Annotated in this window: 25 protein-coding genes and 1 tRNA gene; 24 read left to right on the top strand and 2 right to left on the bottom strand. The window is 62.8% G+C overall.

The genetic code is table 11. The features are described 5' to 3' along the window. Positions 1-50 precede the first annotated feature (50 nt). Positions 51-452, bottom strand: a complete 402-nt coding sequence (locus tag ACQPY4_RS04110; protein WP_433332554.1) for a hypothetical protein — start codon at positions 450-452, stop codon at positions 51-53. 464 nt (positions 453-916) lie between these two features. Here ACQPY4_RS04110 and ACQPY4_RS04105 point away from each other — a divergent pair, with 464 nt between their 5' ends. From ACQPY4_RS04105 to ACQPY4_RS03990, 24 genes are all read left to right on the top strand, one after another. Continuing rightward, positions 917-1,312, top strand: a complete 396-nt coding sequence (locus ACQPY4_RS04105) for an HNH endonuclease (protein ID WP_433332552.1) — start codon at positions 917-919, stop codon at positions 1,310-1,312. Next, complete coding sequence (locus ACQPY4_RS04100; RefSeq protein ID WP_433332550.1) at positions 1,309-1,572, top strand: hypothetical protein; 264 nt, start codon at positions 1,309-1,311, stop codon at positions 1,570-1,572. The genes ACQPY4_RS04105 and ACQPY4_RS04100 overlap by 4 nt, the downstream gene beginning before the upstream one ends. A 95-nt stretch (positions 1,573-1,667) precedes the next feature. After that, the gene (locus ACQPY4_RS04095) at positions 1,668-1,979 is read left to right on the top strand and encodes a hypothetical protein (RefSeq protein WP_433332548.1); all 312 of its coding nucleotides are present in this window, start codon (positions 1,668-1,670) and stop codon (positions 1,977-1,979) included. Positions 1,980-2,153: 174 nt separating this feature from the next. Then, positions 2,154-2,226: transfer RNA gene (locus tag ACQPY4_RS04090), tRNA-Trp, on the top strand. Between the two features lie 74 nt (positions 2,227-2,300). Beyond that, complete coding sequence (locus ACQPY4_RS04085) at positions 2,301-2,726, top strand: hypothetical protein (RefSeq protein ID WP_433332546.1); 426 nt, start codon at positions 2,301-2,303, stop codon at positions 2,724-2,726. Positions 2,727-2,737: 11 nt separating this feature from the next. After that, positions 2,738-4,339, top strand: a complete 1,602-nt coding sequence (locus ACQPY4_RS04080; RefSeq protein WP_433332544.1) for a hypothetical protein — start codon at positions 2,738-2,740, stop codon at positions 4,337-4,339. Between the two features lie 83 nt (positions 4,340-4,422). Beyond that, positions 4,423-5,790, top strand: a complete 1,368-nt coding sequence (locus ACQPY4_RS04075; RefSeq protein WP_433332542.1) for a phage portal protein — start codon at positions 4,423-4,425, stop codon at positions 5,788-5,790. An 85-nt stretch (positions 5,791-5,875) separates the two neighbouring features. Further along, positions 5,876-6,454, top strand: coding sequence for a hypothetical protein (locus ACQPY4_RS04070; protein ID WP_433332540.1), 579 nt, complete (start codon positions 5,876-5,878; stop codon positions 6,452-6,454). Between the two features lie 69 nt (positions 6,455-6,523). Continuing rightward, positions 6,524-7,579, top strand: a complete 1,056-nt coding sequence (locus ACQPY4_RS04065; protein WP_433332538.1) for a hypothetical protein — start codon at positions 6,524-6,526, stop codon at positions 7,577-7,579. 57 nt (positions 7,580-7,636) lie between these two features. Then, positions 7,637-8,302: a hypothetical protein gene (locus ACQPY4_RS04060; protein WP_433332536.1), complete on the top strand. Its 666-nt coding sequence runs from the start codon at positions 7,637-7,639 to the stop codon at positions 8,300-8,302. Beyond that, positions 8,302-8,691, top strand: coding sequence for a hypothetical protein (locus ACQPY4_RS04055; RefSeq protein ID WP_433332534.1), 390 nt, complete (start codon positions 8,302-8,304; stop codon positions 8,689-8,691). Before ACQPY4_RS04060 ends, ACQPY4_RS04055 begins: the two co-directional genes overlap by 1 nt. A 1-nt stretch (position 8,692) precedes the next feature. Beyond that, complete coding sequence (locus ACQPY4_RS04050) at positions 8,693-8,986, top strand: DUF5403 family protein (protein ID WP_433332532.1); 294 nt, start codon at positions 8,693-8,695, stop codon at positions 8,984-8,986. Then, complete coding sequence (locus ACQPY4_RS04045; RefSeq protein ID WP_433332530.1) at positions 8,983-9,399, top strand: hypothetical protein; 417 nt, start codon at positions 8,983-8,985, stop codon at positions 9,397-9,399. The genes ACQPY4_RS04050 and ACQPY4_RS04045 overlap by 4 nt, the downstream gene beginning before the upstream one ends. Before the next feature lie 60 nt (positions 9,400-9,459). After that, a complete protein-coding gene (locus ACQPY4_RS04040) occupies positions 9,460-10,044 on the top strand; it encodes a hypothetical protein (RefSeq protein ID WP_433332528.1) in 585 nt (194 codons plus the stop codon). Between the two features lie 101 nt (positions 10,045-10,145). Continuing rightward, positions 10,146-10,493, top strand: a complete 348-nt coding sequence (locus ACQPY4_RS04035; protein ID WP_433332526.1) for a hypothetical protein — start codon at positions 10,146-10,148, stop codon at positions 10,491-10,493. 468 nt (positions 10,494-10,961) lie between these two features. Continuing rightward, the gene (locus tag ACQPY4_RS04030) at positions 10,962-13,097 is read left to right on the top strand and encodes a phage tail protein (RefSeq protein WP_433332524.1); all 2,136 of its coding nucleotides are present in this window, start codon (positions 10,962-10,964) and stop codon (positions 13,095-13,097) included. 24 nt (positions 13,098-13,121) lie between these two features. After that, on the top strand, positions 13,122-14,072 hold the full coding sequence (locus ACQPY4_RS04025; RefSeq protein WP_433332522.1) for a hypothetical protein: 951 nt from the start codon (positions 13,122-13,124) through the stop codon (positions 14,070-14,072). Continuing rightward, positions 14,072-16,264 carry a Gp37-like protein gene (locus tag ACQPY4_RS04020; protein WP_433332520.1) on the top strand — a complete coding sequence of 731 codons (2,193 nt, stop codon included), beginning with the start codon at positions 14,072-14,074 and terminating at the stop codon, positions 16,262-16,264. Before ACQPY4_RS04025 ends, ACQPY4_RS04020 begins: the two co-directional genes overlap by 1 nt. 18 nt (positions 16,265-16,282) lie before the next feature. Further along, entirely contained in the window at positions 16,283-18,103 is a 1,821-nt protein-coding gene (locus tag ACQPY4_RS04015) for a hypothetical protein (RefSeq protein ID WP_433332518.1), read from the top strand. Beyond that, positions 18,100-18,279: a hypothetical protein gene (locus tag ACQPY4_RS04010; RefSeq protein WP_433332516.1), complete on the top strand. Its 180-nt coding sequence runs from the start codon at positions 18,100-18,102 to the stop codon at positions 18,277-18,279. The genes ACQPY4_RS04015 and ACQPY4_RS04010 overlap by 4 nt, the downstream gene beginning before the upstream one ends. 70 nt (positions 18,280-18,349) lie before the next feature. After that, entirely contained in the window at positions 18,350-18,616 is a 267-nt protein-coding gene (locus tag ACQPY4_RS04005) for a hypothetical protein (protein ID WP_433332514.1), read from the top strand. A 15-nt stretch (positions 18,617-18,631) separates the two neighbouring features. Continuing rightward, positions 18,632-18,766 carry a hypothetical protein gene (locus ACQPY4_RS04000; RefSeq protein WP_433332512.1) on the top strand — a complete coding sequence of 45 codons (135 nt, stop codon included), beginning with the start codon at positions 18,632-18,634 and terminating at the stop codon, positions 18,764-18,766. Continuing rightward, complete coding sequence (locus ACQPY4_RS03995; RefSeq protein WP_433332510.1) at positions 18,766-19,536, top strand: peptidoglycan-binding protein; 771 nt, start codon at positions 18,766-18,768, stop codon at positions 19,534-19,536. Before ACQPY4_RS04000 ends, ACQPY4_RS03995 begins: the two co-directional genes overlap by 1 nt. Before the next feature lie 13 nt (positions 19,537-19,549). Continuing rightward, complete coding sequence (locus ACQPY4_RS03990) at positions 19,550-19,852, top strand: hypothetical protein (RefSeq protein ID WP_433332508.1); 303 nt, start codon at positions 19,550-19,552, stop codon at positions 19,850-19,852. A gap of 482 nt (positions 19,853-20,334) precedes the next feature. Here ACQPY4_RS03990 and ACQPY4_RS03985 read toward each other — a convergent pair whose 3' ends face one another. Beyond that, on the bottom strand, positions 20,335-20,739 hold the full coding sequence (locus ACQPY4_RS03985) for a hypothetical protein (RefSeq protein WP_433332506.1): 405 nt from the start codon (positions 20,737-20,739) through the stop codon (positions 20,335-20,337). Between the last annotated feature and the right edge of the window lie 112 nt (positions 20,740-20,851).

Genomic DNA, 20,851 nt, shown 5'->3' with positions numbered 1-20,851 from the left:
TGCAAGGGCCGCCCAGATGAGGGGCGCGCGCCGGCCCCACCATCTGAGACCTAGAGTTTCTTGGTTAGACCAGCCTTAGCTCGGTTCAACACCATGAGCAGGTGCCAGTTGTTCTTCACGGCTGGCTTCGAATAGAAACCTCCCACGTTGCTGACCTCATTCGGCGGGGTATCGCGGTCGTAGTCAATATCCAACTCCTGCTCCACCAGCTCCTGGGCCCACCTGAGAGCCGTAGCCGCGTTATCCCGCCCGATCTCCTTACCCTGGGCAAGGCTGGAGAGGTCTCGGAGGTATTTCTTGACCCGGCCATTCGAGTGCGGTCCCTTCTCTACTACCCAAGGGACCGCCCACTTGTGACTGATACGCGGCTTGGAAAGCCCGTACCTTCGGACGGCCTGCTGGACGCCCGACTCAGTCAGCCCCATTGCCGCTGCGATCTCCGCGTGAGTCATGCGAGAGCGCAGCATCTGTCTCAGCTCTTCTGGCTCGATCCTCCGGTGCACCATGGCGGGGGAAGCTTCCTTCCTGGACGTGGCCAGCTCGCCGGTCGAACTGAAGCGCGTTCAAGTGGAGAGGCTATCAGCGAGTGTCTCTCCGCTGTCTCACTGCCTGTACCCAATAGGAGTTTTTCGTCATAACTCCAGGCCAGAGCCTGTTTCCGGGCCAGATCCCAGCTTTGGGAGCGACGACAGACCGCCGACGCGAGCTACATCACATGGGCGAGGTGCCCCGCTTCCCGAGCTGGGGCACATCACTCATTAGGCCAGGAGGAGGGAGAGGGCGAAGCTCTCGAACGACGACGACCCACAGTGGGGAGCCCTGAAGGGCTCCCCCTACTAGTTGCTAGGACAGGGACGGTCTTCAGGACCGTCCTGCCACACAGTCCAACGGAGGCTGCCTTCGGGCAGCCTTCATCATGCCCAACGGCTTTCGACCGACAGGAGGAGGTGTGAGCAGCATGGCCAGAGCACCGAGGCTATGCGCCCGATGCAACAGCATTGCGACCCGCGCGGGCTACTGCGATGCTCACCGACCTGTTCCTTTCGCCGGAGCAAGGGAGCGCTGGGCCGCTCGTCGGCCAAGCAACTGGCAGACCCTACGCCGATGGGCCATCAAGCGGGCTGGCGGCCGGTGCGAGTTCGAGAGTTGCGACCGGGGCGGTACCGACGTTGACCACATCCATCCCGTCGCCGAGCACGGCCTGTGGGACTTGGACAACCTCCAACTCCTCTGCAAGCCACACCACAGGGTCAAGATCCAGCAGGAGGCCCAGAGCGGCCGTCAGCGTGCCCGAGGGAGGCGAGCTGCATGAGGCAGCAGGACGAGCATGAACTCCGCCCCAGCACCTTCACGTGGGCATGGGCCCTGTGGATCGTCTTCTTTCTTCTGGTCGAGGGCACCGCCCTCGTCCGGAAGCAGAGGGGCGACACGTTCTCGGAACATTGGTGGAAGCTCTTCCACGTTCACTCGAAGGTCCCCAAGCCCGTCCGCCTGGTGCTCGTCGTGCTCCAGCTCGCGTTCGGGACCTGGCTCGTAGGCCACCTGGTCTTCGGCTGGTGGACCGCCGAGTAGCGTTCCCAACCTCTAGCTGTGTCAGGGGTACCTCGAACGGTAGGTGTTTGTCGGCACCCGCGACGTACCGCCGGGGACGGGTCAGGATAGTTGGCATGACCACGGATGAATCTCCTGCCGCCGAGGGCTTGGCCGCGGTTGTCCGCCTTGACGGATATCCCCCACTGCACGCGCTGTTTCGATTCATGCCGGATGGCTCAACTGCGGTCGCCGTGCCCTGCTCACTACCGGAAGGCGAGTACACCTTCAGGATCATCCTGCCGGATCGGGTCCGCCGAACTGGATGGGGTGTGGCCAAGCCCATGCTGCCTGGCACCATCCTGCACGGCGATCTCGATCAGATGACCGAGGAAACTCTGGAGACTGAGCCCCCGTTCCCGGAGCGTGTGGGAGAGCCAACTCCCTGAGACAGCGTACCCAGCAATCACAAGTCCCCGCACGGTGCATTGTGCAGGGACTTTTCAATATGCACTTGTTCTGCAACTCGGTCACGGTCGAGCGCCTTCGAGGCGGCTCCCGTGACTGTGGGGCCGCCCGCGTTTCTCCCTCTCCCGACGCGGGCGGCCCTTTCCCATTCTCATGCGTCGGTAGCTCAATTGGTAGAGCAGCGGTCTCCAAAGCCGCGTGTTCCAGGTTCGAGTCCTGGTCGACGCGCGGGGCAGAGTGTCCGGCCTTCGGCCGGCACCTGCCAAACCCTTTCTTTTTCCAGGCCCGTAGGGAGGTACCTCATGGCTGGCAGAGGCCAGATCCCGAAGGGAAACGCTGTCCGACGCAACCTGGTGGACACCTCCCACTTAGAGCAGGACTTCGACGTCCCGGACAAGCTGAAGAAACTTCAAAAGCGAGCGAGCTACTCGGCAGCGACTCAGCTGTGGTGGGATACCTGGGCTAACAGCGAGCAGTCCCAGTACTTTGCCGAGACGGACTGGCTCCGTCTCCAGATGCTCGCCCCCCTGGTCGAGAGCTACTGCCGCAAGCCAGGGCACTTCATCATGGCCGAGATTCGACAGAGCGAATCTCTCCTCGGCGCAACGATCGCCGACCGGATGCGACTAAAGGTCGCGGCCCTCAAGGACAAGAACCAGAAGCCGATTGAGGCTCCGCCCACTATCGAGGCGGACCTCCAACTCTACGCGGAGCTGAATGACGAATAGGAGGTGAGCCGGTGGCTTACGGCCCTGAATGGGACTCGCAGACCGGCAACCTCCCGAAGGGCGTTCCGACTCCCTACGAGACTCTCGGCTATCAGATCCTCCGCTGGTGTGAGACCTACATTGTGCAGCCGGATGGCGAGCGCGCTGGCGAACCGTGGAAGTTCACTTCGGAGCAGAAGCGCTTCATCCTGTGGGCTTACTCGATTACCGAGACCGGGGAATGGCGCCACGGCCGTGTCTCGCTAAGGCGCAGCAAAGGGTGGGGAAAAACACCGCTCCTCGCGGCGCTCGCCATCATCGAGTTTATCGGGCCCTGTCGATTCGGCAGCTGGGCCGAGGACGGGCAGCCCATCGCTGTCTCCGTGAAGCTCCCCCTGGTGCAGATTGCTGCCGTCTCTCTGGAACAGACCGCAAATACGCGGGACATGATTCGGGGAATGCTGAGCGAGTCCCCTGCCGAGGCCATCTACGGCCTTGAGATCGGCAAGGAGAGGATTCAGTTCAAGGACGGCAAGCCGGGTCGGATCGAGCCGGTTGCGTCCAGCTCGCGCGGTCTGGAAGGCGCGCGGCCCACCTTCGTGATTTGCGACGAGACGCACCACTGGATTGCCAGCAACGGCGGGGTCTACGTCTACGAGACGCTCCAGCGAAACGTGGACAAGACGATGAAGGCCGGCAGTCGTCTCATGCAGACGACCAACGCCTTCAACCCGAACGAAGACTCCGTCGCGCAAAGGACTTACGACGCCTTCATGAGCGGCCGTACGCGTCTCCTGTACGATTGCCGAGAGGGGCAGTCTGTAGAGGACCTGACGGACACTGAGGCCGTTATAGCGGCCCTTAAGCAAGCTTACGGCGATTCTCATTGGGCTCCAGTCGAGGGCCTTGTTGATCTGGCTACGGACCCCCTCACACCCAACGCGGTGTTTTGGCGCTTCTACTTGAACCAGATCGCAGAAAGCGCCGACAACTGGATCGACAAGTACACCTGGGACGAGCTGCGTCTCGACGACGATCCGATCCTGCCGGACGACCAAGTCGCCCTCGGCTTCGACGGCTCCCTCCGGTCGGACGCCACGGCGATAGTGGGCGTCCGGTTGCGGGACGGGAAGCTCTTCCTGGTCCACCTCCAGGAGCAGGACGAGAATGATCCCGACTGGCAGGTCAACCAGTTCCTCGTTGACCGAGCGATGCGCCAGGCCCGCGAGACCTACAGGGTTGAGTGGATCATGTGTGACCCCTCGTATTGGCAGAACCTGGTGGGGGTCTGGTCCCTGGACTTCAAGGAGCTGGACCGCGACGGCAGGGACATCGTGTTCGAGTTCCCGCCCCAGCGAGTGGGGAAGATGGTCGCCGCGGTCGAACGCTTCCACACTGCCGTCCTGCTGCGCGATGGCATCTGCCATGACGGCGACAAGGACCTGAGCCGGCACATAACCAACACCGTCACCTACGAGGTCCCTCAGGGCGTTCTGATCACCAAGGAGTCGAAGACCTCCAAGCGCAAGATCGACGCGGCGATGGCGGCCGTCCTGGCCTACGAGGCCCGAGGCATGGCCATTGAGGACGGGCGCATGAAGATCCGCCGAAAAGCCCGCATGCGTAGTTACTAACAGCGGTGAGATAGCGGTAGGACGACCGTGCGGGAGGAGGAATCATCGAAAAGCCCACATCTCCACTTCAGTGGATCGATTACATGTCCGGAAAGCTGCACACGCAGGCAGCCCAAGGCAGGAAGTACGTCGAGTACTACGACTCCGAGAACACCGCTCTTTCCTACGCACAGGAAAAGTTCCGCGAAGTCTTCGGAGCAATGTTCCACAACTACCGGGACAACTTCGCCCCTCTGATCGTGGACAGCATCTCCGAAAGGCTTTCCATCAAGGGTTTTCGGATGGGCCCTGAGGAGGACGCCGACAAGGACGCCCTCCAGATCTGGCAGAAGAACTACCTGGACGCCGACAGCAACGCGGCGCACATCGACGCGATGGTCCAGGGTTCGTCCTTCCTCCTGGTCTGGGCGGACGACACCGACCAGCCGGTCATCACTCCTGAGTCCGCTTCCGAGGTCTGCGTCCAGCTCGCCCCCGGAAGCCGTCGCCTACTGGAGGCCGGTTACCGAGAGTTCGTGGACGACTGGGGCGAGACGCACGCCACGCTGTGGCTTCCCGAGGGGGTCTACACCTCCACAAGGGGCAAGCTCGATTGGCAGGCCCCAGAGGGCTCCGACAATCCCCTCGACGTGGTACCGATCGTGCCCCTCACAAATCGTAAGCGACTCAAGTCGCAACCGTTCTCTGAGCTGGCGGCGATCTTGCCAGTACAGGACGCTATCAACAAGGTTTCAGCGGACGCCATTGTCGCGTCCGAATTCGCTGCGTTTCCCCAGCGCGTCATTACGGGCTTGGAGCCTTTTGACGATTCCGACGAGGAACGTTCGGCGATGCTGAAGGCATACATCGATAGAATCCTTGCCTTCGACGGCGAGAACGTGAAGTTTGGCCAGTTCGAAGCTGCGGACCTCGGTAACTACGTCAAGCTCATCGAGATGCTTGTCCAGCACATGGCCTCCCAGAGCCGGGTGCCTTTCCACTACTTCCTTTTGAATGGCGGGCAGGCTCCGAGCGGCGAAAGCATCACCGCTGCGGAAGCCGGTCTCGTGGCCAAGGCTCGGGAGAGGATGCTCCACTTCGGCGAGAGCTGGGAAGAGGCCATGCGCCTCGCCTTCAGGGTTCTCGATGATCCTCGCGCAGATGCGTTCGACTCCGAAGTGATCTGGAGCGACCCGGAACACCGTCAGAGGTCCAGCCTTGTCGATGCGCTCGGCAAGGAGAAGCAACTGCTTGGCACGCCCGTCAAGCAGCTCTGGGAGTCCGCTGGCTACTCGCCTCAGCAGATCGACCGATTCCGCGAGATGCGCGAAGAGGAATTGAAGCAGGAGGCAGAGTGGCGAGAAAAGTACGGCCCCAAGGAAGAGGAGCCGGGCGGCTCCGAGAGCGGTAGCGAAACTTCGCCCTCCAAGGACGCCACTGCCGAACGGCAGAAGGAGAAGGCGAACCGCTAGGCAATCTACCTAAACCCTCACTTGCACCAAGGCCCCAAGCCCGAGATGGGCGGGGCCTTTTTCTATTCCGAGATGGAGACCCCTTATGAGTGAGCAGCCGACCGAGCCGACTACTCAGGTTGGAGAGGCTGAGCCGGTCACCGAGGCTCCAAAGGTCGATGACCTTCAGGCGCGGATTGCCGAGCTGGAGAACGATCGCGACAAGTACAGATCCCTAATGCGGAAGGAAGAGGAGCAGAAGAAGGCTCACTGGGACAAGCTCCAGGAGATCGAGAGGGCCAACCTTTCCGAGACGGAGAAGGCCATTCTCGAAGCCGAGGAGCGAGGTAAGAACGCCGCCAAGGCGGAGTTCGAGTCCCAGCTTCAGCAGTCCAAGCTTCAAGCCGCCGCCGCGAAGGCAGGCGTGCCCGAGGAGGTTCTTGGCCTCCTGGACCCGAGCAAGGTGTTCACCGAAGACGGTGAGCCGAACCTTGAGCTTCTGGGCTCCCTTTCCGGCAGCAAGCGCAAGTTCGAGAAGTCCGCCTCCGATTTGAAGATCGGCGCTCAGTCGAATTCAAACGCGGGTCAGCTCACCCGCGCAGACCTTCAGCGCATGTCTCCTCCGGAGATCATGAGGGCGAAGGATGAGGGTCGCCTCGACGCGCTAATGCGGGGACAGCTCTAACCATTTCCCCATGCAGGGCCTCACGGATGTCCGTGGGGCCTTTTTTGATGCGCTCTAAGGAGACCACCCATGGCCGAAAGCTTTGCTGGCGGCGTTTACACCGACTCTGCTGCGGGTCACCCGCTCCAGACCACGAACGGGCTCTTCATTCCCGAGCTGTGGACCGCGCAGCTCCTCCAGGACCTTGAGGCGAGCCTGATCATGGGCTCCGCCTTGGTCACGAACCGCAACTACGAGGGCGAGTTCCGTCGGCACGGCGATGTCCTGCACATCCCCCACTTCGTGGACACTGTGGACGACTACGGCCTGAAGCAGGCGTATGACTCGTTCGCGGCCGGTGAGATGGACCGCGCCGAGCTGGAGTACATCAAGCTCGTCGTCCAGAAGGGCTCTTCGTTCCGGTTCGAGGTGGACTCGCTCCACCAGCTCCAGACTCAGGCCGGTATCGACCTGATGAGCAACCTGGTCAGCCAGCGGGCGCGGAAGACCGCCCAGACCATTGACCGTCTAGTCGCGCAGACCATCCTGGCTGCGGTTCTGGGCAAGGACCTGAACGCTTCCGCCTCGGGGAGCGTCCCGACCGTCAAGGCCGATTTCGACGCGATCCCGGCTCTGCACGGCAGCGTCGCACAGAAGGTTATCCCTGGCACGGGCACCAACGTCATCTACACCACTATCGTGGACATGGTGACGGAGTTGGACCTGAACTCCGCTCCGCAGGACCGGTATCTCATCATCGCTCCGAGCGTTCGCGCCGAGCTGCTGAAGACCCCCGAGTTCATCGACGCGGCCCACTGGGGCTCGCAGGCCGTCATGCCTTCCGGGGTTATCGGCCAGATCCTCGGCGTCCCGGTCTACGTCTCCAACGCCCTGGAGAACACCTCTGCGACCAGCGGCAAGAAGCTGGTCCGCGGGACGCACACGGGTGCGGCGAAGTTCTCGATGGTGATGGGCTCGACCAATGCGGTTTCGCTGGTCATGCCGCACGCCGAGATGGCCGCGTACAGCCCTGAGCAGTCCTTCACCAGCGCCGTCAAGAGCCGCCTGGTCTACGACGCCAAGGCCGTTCGTACCGAGCAGCTCGTTGTGGCGACTCGTACCCAGATCGCCGCTCCGACCGCCTAATCCGACGCATGGGATAGGGGCCCTTCGGGCCCCTTCTCCTTACCTGGGGAGTTCCCATTGCTGATCACTGCTGACGACGTCAGTGTCCAGACGGGCACCGTTTACACGGACGCCGACCTGGACAAGGTCAACTCGTTCATCCAGAACGTCTCGGACGCGGTCGAGTCGTACTGCCGCAAGACGTTCCCCGACCCCGCCCCTGGGGTTATCCAGGCCGTGGCCCTGATCGAGGTACGCCGCCTCCTCAACTCCGAGCCCGGAGTCTCCAACGAGCGCATTGCCGACCTGGCGAGCGGCTACGCCTACGGCGGAGCTGCTGTGATCCTGTCGAATAGCTCGCTGGATCTCCTGACCAACTACCTCCGATGGATCTCCCCGAGGTACGGGTCTATCCGACTCGTCTCCCCCGTTCGGGTCTCCGCCGTCCCCCTCCCCACGCTGGTCGTTCCTCCTCACATCGAAGGGCCGGCAGACCTGACGGTCTCAGGCCGGACGCAGTCCGAGGGTTTGGTCCAGGTGCAGTACAGCCTTGACGGCTTCGACTGGCAGGACCACGCCATCGTCCAATCCCTCGATCGCAGTGACGCAGGCTTCCCCGCCTGGCGGGCCTCCCTCATGGCCCCCGCGGTTTCCAACACCTACAGGTGGCGGGCCCGCTTCAAGGTCGAAGACGACCCGTCGAAGTGGACCCTCGCGCAGACCACGGTCTACGAGGTGCCCTGATGGCGATCATCGACAAGGCCAACGAGGTGGTGAAGGCGTTCCCGATCAGGTACGCCGACGACGGGTACGGCGGGAAGACGCCGACCCACCTGGACCAGGACGGCAACCCGCTTCCCCCGGTGACGTTCAAGGCATTCGTCGTCCCCGTAGGCTTCTCTGGCGCTGGCTGGGCGATCGACTCCAAGATCACCTCTCAGGGCTGGGCGGACGTCAACCGCGTGAGGCTGATCTTCAAGCCGGTCAACGGCCAGGTCCCCACCGATAAGTGGGGACGACTGGAGTTCCGAGGTCAGGTCTGGACAGCGCAGGAAGACCCCCGTGAGTACGTCGGCCTGCGGGCCAGTCAGCGCTACGTCAGCCTCACGGCTGAGCTGATGGGGGACGCGTGACATGGCCTATGTAAGAAACAACCTCAACGAGATCATCGCCGAGCTGCCGGGTGTGCAAGCTCGCGTGAGGGCTGTTGCTCTCAAGACCGAGGCGAAGATCAAAGTCGCTATCGCTCCCCACTCCAAGACCGGCTTCCTGCTGTCCTCGGTGGGCATCGAGCGTGCCAACGACAAGGACTACTGGGTTTTCGTCGGCGCTCGCTATGCGATCCCCGTGAACTTCGGCTTCACCCACAACTGGACCCACGAACGCATTCGAGGGCTGCACTTCCTCAAGGGGGCGATCTTCGGATGACACTCACTCCGAAGCTTCCCGACATGGAAGTCTTGGCCCTTGACCTCCTGAACCACTACATGCCCGGCGAGGCGGCTTACGTGGTCACTCCACAGGCCGACTGGTCCAAGGCCATGCCGTTCGTGTGGGTGGTGCGAGTCGGAGGGACAACCGTGAGCCCCGTCGTGGACCACGCGATTCTCTCGGTGACCGTCATCGCCGCGCAGCGCAAGCAGGCATCTGACCTGTCGCGAAGGGTCCTGGAGTCCTTCTACAGGGCCAGCATGGATTCCTTCTTCTCGGACGAGGGCGTTGTCTCCTCCTTCGAAGTCATCAAAAGCCCCCAGCCTGACCGGGATGGTTTGACGGGTAAGCACCCCGGCTCGTTCAACTTCGACGCCACCTATGACCTCTGGGCGCGAGCCCGAACCTGACCCTTCGTTCTTTCTTCTTAGCCCTGCCTTCGGCAGGGCTTTCTCATTCTGGAGGCCCTGATGACGGATGCTCCCGTCCTGCCGAGCACTGGCTATGTGTTCGTGGCAAACGCCGGCACTGCAATGCCGACCCTCCCGATCAGCAACCCGAAGGTCCCTGGTGCCGGCTGGAGATCGATCGGCAACACTTCGCTGGAGAACGGCATCTCACGCGACGTCGATGGCGACGACCCCGAGGTGTTGGGTAGCTGGCAGAACCCGGCTCTCAAGACGACCCGCCCGACCAAGACCCGGTCCCTGACGATCAACCTGCTCGACTTCACCGTCGATGCCTACTCGCTCTACTACGGCGGTGGCGTCGTGGTCGGCCCGGACGGCACTACGCCGGCCACTGAGTCCGACACGGTGAAGGCGTTCCAGATTCCGGCCACCAGCGTCCCCCAGGAGAGGGCTCTCCTGATCGTGGCCGTGGACGGCGAGTACCAGGTGGTCGAGCACTATGCCCAGGCGTCGATCACCGGCGCTGACGCCATTGAGTACGATCCGACCGCGCTGGCGGAGATTCCTGTCACCGCAACCGCGCTAAGCCACAACGGTGCGGCGTACACCGGCACCATTTCGGAGCGTCTGAAGTACACCGACTGATTCGAACCCCCTAAGCGGCCTTCGGCCCCTGTGCGCAGATGACAAGGCCGGAGATCCTTTTCATTTGCACATCTGCCCATCTGCATTGAGGAGACACAGATATGCCCCTTAGCTACGCCGACCTGAAGGCCAAGGCCGAGAAGAAGGCCCACGAGAAGGGCCTTCCGTTCATCGCCAGGGATGGCAAGCAGGTCTTCCTTCGGCCGCTGCTGTCGCTGTCCAAGGTGGAAGGGAAAAACGCTCTGGCGCTGGTGAGCATCGTTGAGAACGACAAGCGGGACCTCAATGAGCGCCTGGAGGCAATTGACGCCATGCTGGTGGTCGCATCCGACCGTAAGAGGGCGATGAAGGATTCGCTTGGGGACCTGGACTCTGAGTCCCGTATGGAGATCTTCCAGGCGTGGATGGAGGCGGCTCAAGGCCCGGAAGCATCCGACTCCACGAGCTGATCGAGCAGCACGGCGGGGAGATCTATGCAGATCTCCTTCGGTACTACGGGGTGGACGTACACGGAGTCTTTGACGGCTCCCTACCACCCCGCCATGCTCTCGCGCTTGTGGAGTACCTTCCCATCGAGTCGGCCACTTCGGTGGCCAGGCGAGGCGGCCCGGACTTTTACGGTTGGGACCGCCAGGCGTATCTCACCGCAGACCTGATTGACGCCGTTCTGCATCTGCACCACGTGACACTTGCAGCGAATGCGAAGAATCCCAAGAACGTTTTGACGCCAGACCCCTATCCCCGTCCCAAGACCAAGAAGCCCACCGAGGCGGACTTGCTCCTGCGGAAGCTCCGCGGCGAGGACGCTCCCCGCCCCCGAAAGCCCGGACCCGGATCACTGATCCCGCTCCCCGCCTAGTTCTCTTTTTTGCCAGATAACAGCGGTAAGACAGTTGTGAGATACAAGGAGGTGAAACATGGCTGGTGCTGGCGGCCACGAAGTCGAGCGCCTAGCAGTCAAGGTCGTTCCAGACACCGGCGATTTCAAGGAGAAGCTCAAGGCTTTTCTGGAGAAGGTCGAAGAGCAGTCCAAGATTGAGGTCGAACTCGAACTCAAGGACGAGCAGGAGATCAAGGCCAAGCTCAAGGAACTGGCCAAGGATCTGACAGTCAAGCTCAAGGTCGAACTGGAGAACGAGGCGGAAGTTCGCCGGAAGCTCGCAGCTTTGGTCCGTGACCGGACCATGAACCTCGAAGTCGACATTGACACGACTTTCATCAAGGCCAAGCTCGCCGAGATTTCTCGGAATCGGGCCCTGACGGTCAATGTAGACCTCGACCTTGCCGCGGCCCGCGTTCAGCTTGCGATTTTCCTGAGACCCCGAACCCTTCGTGTTCGCGTGGACCTGGATCGGAACAACTTCGGCCTGTTCATGCAGGGTATGCAACAAATGGCCGCCATGCTCGGAATGATGTCCCACATGATGCGGACAGGCCAGATGTTCGGGCAGGCATTTCAGTTGGGGACTCAGGGCGCGCAGCAATTCGGCAGGTCTCTTGGGCCGCTCAAGATTCTCATCGGTGTCGTCCTCGTGGCAGCCATTGCAGTTCTGGTCGGAGCACTCGCGGGAATCATCATCATTGCCGGTGCGGTCATTGGGGCTCTGCTCGCCATTGTTCCAGTTGTCGGCTTGGTAGCCGCTGGAGTCGTGTATCTGCTTCAGAGTAGCGACAGGTCAGCCAAAGCCTTTCGGAAGAACTTGGAGGGTATAGGCAATACCGCCAAGAAGACCCTGTCTTTCGCGGTTCAGCCGATGTCCAAGGCCATTGCAGCGCAGATGCCGGTCATCCAAAGGTGGGTCGGCACTCTCGACAAGCCACTGCGCCGGGCCTTTGCGGGCGCGTCGAAGTACGCCGACGAACTGACGTTGGCGATGATTGCGTTCAGCAACAACGCCTTGAAGGGCGTCACCGAGGCCCTTGAAAATCCTGCGATGCAGCAGGCGGTTAATGGCTTCAGGAAGCTGTTCGCCGATCTGGGTACTGCGATCGGCCAGTTCTTCGCCACCCTGGCTAAGGGCGGAGCCGACTACGGCAAGACGTTCTCTGCCCTAGGTGAGGCACTGAAACTGCTACTTCCCGCGTTCGCCGAATTGCTGAACGCGTTTGCTGGTGAAGCCCCCGACCTGATCCGGACATTCGCCTTGGCCCTGAAGATGCTGTTCGACATCTTTAAGGACAAGGAGAACCTCGCGGCCATTTCCGATTTTGCCAAGGTCTCGTTCGCGATCCTGTTCGCCACTCTGGCAACCATTGTCACAAATATCCGCTGGACAGTCGATCTTTGGCGCGCTCTCTACAATGCCGCAGTTTGGGTGGTGAACGCGGTGATTGGCGTCTGGAACAAATGTGTCGACTGGCTCCAGCAGAAGTGGAATCAGATCAAGAGCAACGCGTCCAGCATTGCCAGTGAAACGAAGTCGGTCGTTGTCGCCAATTGGCGCGATATGGTTTCGACAATTCAAGGCGTGTTGGACGGTTTTACTGGCTGGATCTCGGGCCTTTGGGCGCGAATCACTGGACGTTCCCGCTCGGGAGCGAACAACGCCAAGATGGCCTCGCTTGGACCCTTCAACGATCTGGCATCGTCCATTTCGGGGATCATGGATCGAATAGTCGGCATTGTGACGGGGGCTTGGTCTCGCATCTCGGGTATCGCGAGCCGAATTTCTGGCCTGATCTCCAGCATCGCGAGCAAGGCATCCACCATTGGCGGGATTCTCGACAAGATCCCCTTCTTCTCCTCTACTCCGGAAGCAATACCTGAAGGCGCCAGGACGTCCGACAGGTCACTCATCTCATTCGATCTTGGCCCGGTCTCCACGTTCAAGGGTCCGCCGGTTCTCGATTCCGTTGATCAGCTATCGCGAGTGAGCGCGAACCTGCGCGCCAAATACGTGAAGGCGACGTCAGGAGAGCGCACTCCCTCTCAGGGAAGGGACTCGCTCGCCGCGAAGGTCTACAACTTCACGACCTACGCCGCACCGAATGAACCGACTGAGAAGCAGTTCGTGAAGTGGCTCGACTACGCAGACACACTCTATGCCGCTTAAGGGGGCCCAGTGGATTACGCACCAATGGTCATCCTTGAAGGGGTAGATGGGTCGCAGTTCCCCTTGTCGGCCGTTGGCGGAACAGGTGACGTATGGCTGAACAAGGGCGCCAAGGGGCTCGATATGCTTCCGTGGGATGTCCAGGTCGAGGAGTACCCCGCCCTGCACGGCTCGTACCCCCGAGCCGTGCGGGGCCTGTCCCGAGAGATCCTGCTCCCCCTCACCATCTACGGCGAGACCCGTCCCGCGATGGTCGCCCAAAAGCGCCGGCTAGTCTCCGCTCTCAATCCCTCCCTGATGGCCACCCGGTCTCCCAAACTCATCGTCGCCGAGGCCGACACCGAGGGCACCTACGAAGACCAGCGCGAGATCGATGTCTACTACGCGGGAGGTCTGGAAGGTGACGAGGGTACCGACAACGGGCTGACGTGGGGAAGGTACGGGCTCGTCCTGCGGTCGACCGAGCCGTTCTTCCGAGCCCGCCGCGACATCGTCAAGACCTTCTCCGAGACTCCCGCCGGTCTCAAGCCGTTCTTCCCAGACGACAACGTCTTTCTTTCTGATGACGGCGAATCCGGCGGCTTCAAGTTGACATCCGACCCACGCTGGGTCGACAAGGTCACCATCGTTAATCCGGGTTCTGTGGGTGCCTACCCGACATGGACCATCGTGGGTCCCATTAGTGGCCCCTTCAATCTGGTGCGCGAGGCAACCAGGTATGGGCCGCAGCAGACCCTCATGATCAAGACGCTGTCACTCGGCGCCGGCCAGTCAGCAACCATCGTCACTGAGCCAGGCAAGGTGAAGGTCACAGCCTCGGCGGGAGCCACCGCGGACTGGTCCACGCTGGCGATCAATCCCACGTTCTGGACCCTGGACCCCGGCCCCAACGTCGTGTCCATTCAAGGGCTGCCCGCTGGTGTTCGCCCCTCCAAACTGCAAGGCACCTTCCGACCGAGATACCTGGGGATGTGATGGCCGCCGCACACTTTCGCGTCTTTGTGTGGGACAAGCCCGCCCCAGACACCAACCGTATGCCTCTCCTCGGCGAGGTCGACGTTTACACGAACTTTGAAGCGATCATCCGACTTAACGCGGTCGGGGCCTGGACGATGACCATGCCTACCGGCGCCGACCAGGCCACGCTGGTCCGGCCGGGCCGGGGCGTCGTTGTCTACAGACCAGACGAGCACACCTGGCCTGTGTTCTCTGGCCCCATCCGCCGTATCGAGCGATCCTGGTCAGCGGACGACTCAGGTTCGGACCTGATGGTCTCCGGTCCCTGCGACAACGCCATCCTTAAGGAGCGCGTTGGAAGGGCCAGTCCACGCTGGCCCCTCATCCGTGAGGGCATCGGCGTCAACGCCAGCAACCCAGCCCTCGACTGGGTCCCCCTCATCACCGACGCCAGCGGCGTCACCCGGGCCCCAGGCAACAGCGCCGAGTTCATCTGGTCGGTATTGCGCGAGAACTACGCGCTGCCCGTGCAGAACAGCCGAGAGCAGGACCAGAGTCGAAGGGTCCGGCACTTCCGCGTCGGAGGCAACGTCCCTGCGTACCTGTCGGAGTATCCCGCCGACAGCCTGTGGAAGGGCTATCCGATTCGGATGGCCGATCTGGCCACAACGCTGTTCGAGCTGGCGGACGCGGCCGGGTATCGCATCCAGTGCCGCTGGCAGCCGATGCCCACGCCGGGCCAGACCCCCGGCAACCCGGTCGAGGGCATATTCCTCAACATCACCCAGATCACCGACCGCTCCGAACGCATCGTTCTTGACCCCGCAGCCGGGAACCTGTCGAGCTACACCCTGGTCGCTGCGGCCCCCGAGGCGACCAGGGTCATCATGGGCGGCGAAACCACTGCCTCGGATCGCCGCTACTACCGTTCCCGGAAGAACGATCTCTGGGACCCGCCGCATTGGAAGGACTGGGACGACAAGGACGCCGTCGGAAACAGGCTCTATGAGCACCAGTGGTCAGACCCCTACGGCGGCCGACAGGCGATCGAGACCGAGTGGAACGTCACCGCCGAGGCCCTGGTCGACGTCCGCGAGGCCGAATGGCCCTACCAGCCCGACACCATCCACCGCGGGGACGCCCTAGCGCCGGCCCCTGGGGCCGGCGTCGACGTCCAATTCGACAACGAGGGCTTCCGGCAGCTCGTGGAACTGGGCCCGACCGGCTCCTTCACTCTTGAAGCCGTCGACACGCCTGACACCGCCTTCGGCACACATTACGACGTCGGCGACGTTGTACGAGCTGTCCTTGACACGAGGTTTCTTCCCCCCTCGATGACCGACATTGACGGCACCCTGCGAGAGCAGGTCCGCGAAGTCAAACTGGCCACCTCGGCAGACGCGCTGTGGACGGTCTCTCCGACGATCGGGGCAGGGGACGCCACACAGACGCCCTACATCTACCGCGAGATGCGGCGCCTGCGACACCGCGTCGAACATGCCTCGGCGCGCGAGGAAACCAATGCGCTGAGCCGAAACCGGCCGGACGCCCCGAGGCTGTACCTGGCGACGTCCAATTGGGACGGCGAAGGCGTCTACGCCACCACCCGGCGCCCGATCGTGGGACAGGCGTTCCAGCTCCGCATCACCATCCCCTCCGATCCGGAGAGCCCCCGGTATGTAGCGGCCTCCCAAGCCCAGCCCGACCTGGAGTGGTCAACCAACGGCACCGACTGGAACACCGTCTCATCCAGTTCGATCAAGGTGTCCAGCAAGACCACAAACGGCTGGTTCTACGTCACCTCTATCGGAACGCTCAACCTGGCCCGCTACTGGCGGGCCCGCGTAACGCGCTCGGGCTCGGTCGGCCCCTGGAGCGACGACGTGGTCAAAATTCAGGCAGCCGAGCACTTCGTGATGGAGAACGGGACGATCACCCTCCACACACCCCCGCAGACCTACCGGCAATACACCCGGATCAGGCTCACGGGCATCGACACCACCTACGGGGACCTGGAGGTCCAGTACCTCCAGGACGGAACCTGGCGGAGCTACGAGACAGTGCCGCACTTCAACTACACCGCGTACTCGATCCCCTTCGAAGTCCCCCTCGACAGCACTTTCTCGCTGCGCGTGGTCTCCCGCAGTGCCTACCCCTCAGGCCCCATCGTCAAGACCTCGAACGTCGTAACGGTGTCGGTCACCCCCTAAGAAAGAAGGAAGGACCAGATGGCCGACGAGACCGAACGAAGCTATCCCTTCAGCGACGGGCCCGGCGAGTTCGTCACTGAAAGCGATTGGACAGCGATGGTGTTGCCCTGGGCCGACAACGGCGTGCATGGCCACCCGGGCCTGCCGCAGCTCACCATCCAGCCGGGGAACGAGCCCGGCACAATCCAGATCAACCCGGGTGACGGCTCAGTCTCGGGCTACCACTACCGGCTCACGGCACCCAAGGTGCTGACCACTGTGCCCAACGCCGGAACAACGGACCGGTGGGACGTGGTCGTCCTGCACCTCGACCGCGCCAATCATGAGATCCGCCCGATCCTCCTGGCGGGCACCAACATCTACGCGATCGGTCCCGACCGCACACCTATCGGAGCGTGGCGACAGCCTCCCGCTTCCCAGGTGACCTCAGAGTTCTGGGGTGCGGCAGTGGACGGGCGGTGGTTCATGGGCGCCCGGGTCCGGCCCTACCTGCCCGGTGCGGTCCCTCCAGCCACACCCGGAGAGGTCATCTACAACCCCCGCGAGACCGGGGCCGGCACTGTCCTTCTCGGGCGCTTGCACGAGGACGGGCGCCCCTATTGGGCGCCGTGGTACCCGCTGAGTTCAGAGCGCATGGACCCGGTCGAGGCGGAACACAATGCTGACGTCTTCACCACCAGCACCGCCTTTGTCCCGGGAACCCCTCAGGTGGGCGTCACGTTCACAGCGCCTCCGAGCGGCTGCGTCTATGTCACCGTCTATGCCCAGTTGGAATGTGAGGGCACCGGCTACGCATTCTGCGGCTATGAGATCCGATCCAACGATGCCTCCGGCCCGGTGGTAGTCCCGGCATCTCAGGACATCGCCGCAGCGCAGCAGGAATCCCGATTCTCCGGATCGGGCCGCCGCAAACTGATCCCTGGTCTGACACCCGGCCAGCGGTACTACGCGCGGACCATGCACCGATCGTCAAGCGGGACCCTCACCGCGACGATTTTCCATCGAGCCATTTTGGTCGAACCCGTTTACACCGAGGTCGCCCCCAGCGCCCCTCCCCCGCCGGGCGACCCCCTGGACGGGGCCGTCCGGACGGTCGGCGGCAGTACCATCCGCATTCCCAACGGCGACCTAGCCACCTCAGCCCTGCGGGTCCGTATCCCCGCCGGAGATCGGACAGGCGCCGCCGAAGCACTGGGGATTTACCTCAACATCGGCACCGACCAGATCCCCCAGTGGGTACGCAAGACCCACTTCGACCAGTACGGCGACCTACAACTCCTCCCCTCGGCGCCCGGCAACGTGCCGATCACCGTCCAGGCGGCGGCAACGCAGTCCGCGGACCTGCTCCAGATCCGCGACCCAAGCGGCAACCCCGTTGCCGGATTCCGCGCGGACGGCACCCTGTACGCGCCCAACCTCGGAGCCCAGAACGCCGTCCCGGCCAACAGCGAAGCCACATCAGCCCCCAGCGAGCCGCTGCTTGAGCACAACCGTGCCTACTCCATCGGCGTGGATGACCCCAACATCGCCGAGTTCAAGGTCCAGGGCACCCCGAGCGCCTGGCTCAACGAATGGGGCGGCTACCGAGCCAAGAGCCCCCACGCATGGGACCCAGCCGTCCGACTGGTCCGGCACGCCAACCCAACCGCCAACACCATCGAGATCCAGGACGAGCCCCGAACGCAAACGCTCTGGGGCATCGACCCGAACGGCTACACCGTCCACGGCAACGGCACGGCTGCCCCGGTGAAGATGGCCCCCGTCCTGGCCCTCGGCGCCTCTGATCCTGTCCCAGCTGGAACCCCTGCGGGGACCGTCATCGTGAGGACGAGCCAGTGAGCCCCGCAACCGACCAGAACACCGACTCGGACGCTGCACCCCTGCCCGATCCCGGTGCCCCAACTCCAAAAGGGTCCTGGTCCCTGTGGAACGGCACGGCCGAGGTACCCCTCACCCTGGCCGGCATCTGGAACGGCACCAACATCTTGACCGCGACAATCGACCAGGTCGTGTAAACGCCCCAAAACGCACTCAGGGCCCTGCCTCCGGCGGGGTCCTTTCTCATGCCCACCCATGGAGAGTGCCATGGCACCTACCGAATCCGATGGTGGCGTCTTCATCTCCACCAAGGACATCTACGAGCAGTTCGTAAAGATGAACGAGCAGCTCGCAAGAGTCAACGAGGAACTGTGTCGCCTCACAACCCTGATGACCGACACCCGAGAGGAACAGGCGGACATGGAGCAGCGACTCCGTTCCGTCGAGCGCTGGAAGTACGGCATCCCCATCGCCTACCTCGGACTCCTCATTTCCTTCATCGCCCAGTTCACCAAGGTTTCCGGAAAGCCCTAAGAGAAGGAGCCATTCATGCCCGACGAGCAGATGCCTGAGGCCCTGCCGAACCCCGAGGCCGACCCAACCCACGACGACGAAGAGGCCGTGCTGCGAGAGCTGTACGGCGAGCCGAACTCCGATGGCGTTTATGACGGAGAGGAGAAGTAATGGGAACCCCTGCGGAAATGCTCACTGAGGCCCGAAAGTCCCTCGGCCTGGGCGAACCCAACCACATCCAGAAGTGGTACCTGAAGAACATTGACAAGTCGCTGGGCGATTGGAACTGGGCTTGGTGTGACGCTGCGATCACCTACTGGGCCTGGCAGTCCGGCAACGCCAAGGAGGTCTGCCCCAAGGGCGGGCGGGCGTACACCGTCCTGCACGCGCAGGATTTCCAGAAGCTCGGCAAGTGGTTCACCGGCACCGCTGAGAACTTGAAGAAGTCCAAGCCGGGAGACATCGTCTTCTTCGACTGGGGCACCACCAACAACATCTCAGCTATCGATCACGTCGGCATTATTGAGAAGAACCTCGGTGACGGGCGAGTCCAGACCATTGAGGGAAACACGGGCAATGCTTGTAAGCGCCGCGTCCGGGGCGCTGCTGAGGTCGCCGGTTTTGGCCGACCTGCGTACGACAACGTACCTTCCAAGCCCGCGCCACCTAAGCCTTCCAAGCCGAAGCCCGCGCCGAAGCCGTCCAAAGCCCCCAACTTTCCCGGGGTCTACCTCCAGTACCCGCCCATGCGAAAGACGGCTGCTGCTCGCCAGTGGCAGGAGCAGGTGCGCAAGCGCGGCTGGCGAATTGACGCTGACGGCGTCTACGGTCCTGCTTCTAAGTCTGCTTGCCGTGCATTCCAGAAGGAAAAGGGTCTCGCAGTTGACGGCATTGTCGGACCCAACACCTGGCGACTCACCTGGGAAGCCCCGATCACCTGAAAGGAGGTGCCGAATGGTTGGCAGGCATCGTAGGCCCCGAGGCGTTCGCCTCGAAGACGAAGCCGGCTGGTTCCGCGACCAGGTCATTCCCGATCTGTTGGACGACGGGCAGCTCCAGTCCGAGAACCTCTCGCGCCTACAGCACGCCGCCGTTTCGCTAGCTCACGGCCTGGCGGTCGCGGTCGTCCTGGCCGTGGCCCCGGCTGTGTGGTCGGAGCTGCACGGCTCCGACGGCGTGGACCTGGCCGTCCTCTGGGAGACCGCCAAGGTCGCTGCGATCTCGGCGATCGTGTCCTACTTCCGCCCCCGGCGCTAACTCCTCCGCTGTACCGGATTTCAGGTACTCCCCCTCGCGGGCCCAGGGGAGGCTGGAGGCATGACAACAGAGTGGATTCCCAGCCCGGCACAGGCCGCCAAGCTCAAGATCCTCGTCGACGACGGATCGCCGAACTTCGGAGAGAAGCTTGCCAACTACCAGCTTCTGCACGAAGCCAAACTAAAGACCGGGGAGGACTGCTGTCCGTGCCTCGCCTGCCGTCCTAAGGGGGAACGGAGGCTCCCCGGCTAGCAGGGGGGCGGGGCTTGCTTTGTGAGAGGACCCTTGTGGCCATCCATTACGACCCCTACGGCCCGAGGGCATCCCGAACCCTGACCTCGGCACCGGCCGGTACGTCTACCACGACGATCGCAGCAAGGCGCTCCCATTCCGGGCACCGGCCGCGGGGACGCCACGGTCCCCCTCTGGTAGAAGAAACAAGCCCCCTCCCTTCCGGGAGGGGGCCTTTCGTCGTTTTGGGGTCAGCCGTAGACGAAGAGGTTGAACGCCTCTTCGGCCAGGCGCTGGTTCTGGAAGAACTTCGTTCGGAAGACTTGGCTATCAAGAGCCCGGCCCGCGACGTAGGCCCTGGTGACATACCAGCGGCCCGAACGCCCCCGCAGCTCGTAGTGGTAGCCATCGATGTCCGCCTGCTGGACAATCCGATCGCGGTGATACCCCTCACGAACCTCGAAGACATGGGGGTACCATCCCGAGAGGTCGTCAGGCGTGATCCTTTTCCTATCGATGCGCACCAGCTTGTTCAGCGGAAGGCGGACCTCGCGGCCGTCGTCCAGCTCAACCAAGACCTCGCCGTCCTGTCGCTGGCCTCGGGACACACCCTGGGCGCCAGGGCGGATCTCGTTGTGCATCTCGGTCAGCTCCACACGGGAGCCGCCCCAAATCGCGCTGCCTCCGTGAGCCATGTCAGGCGTCCTCCATCACGTTGCCGAAGGGCGATCGGGGCGTGCAGCACAACTCCGCGCCCATAGTGCAGCC

It is taken from the genome of Spirillospora sp. CA-294931 (genome assembly GCF_050946795.1).
Lineage (GTDB): Bacteria > Actinomycetota > Actinomycetes > Streptosporangiales > Streptosporangiaceae > Spirillospora.
The sequence above is the reverse complement of the archived record's forward strand: the minus strand, read 5'-3'. Positions and strand labels throughout refer to the sequence as shown.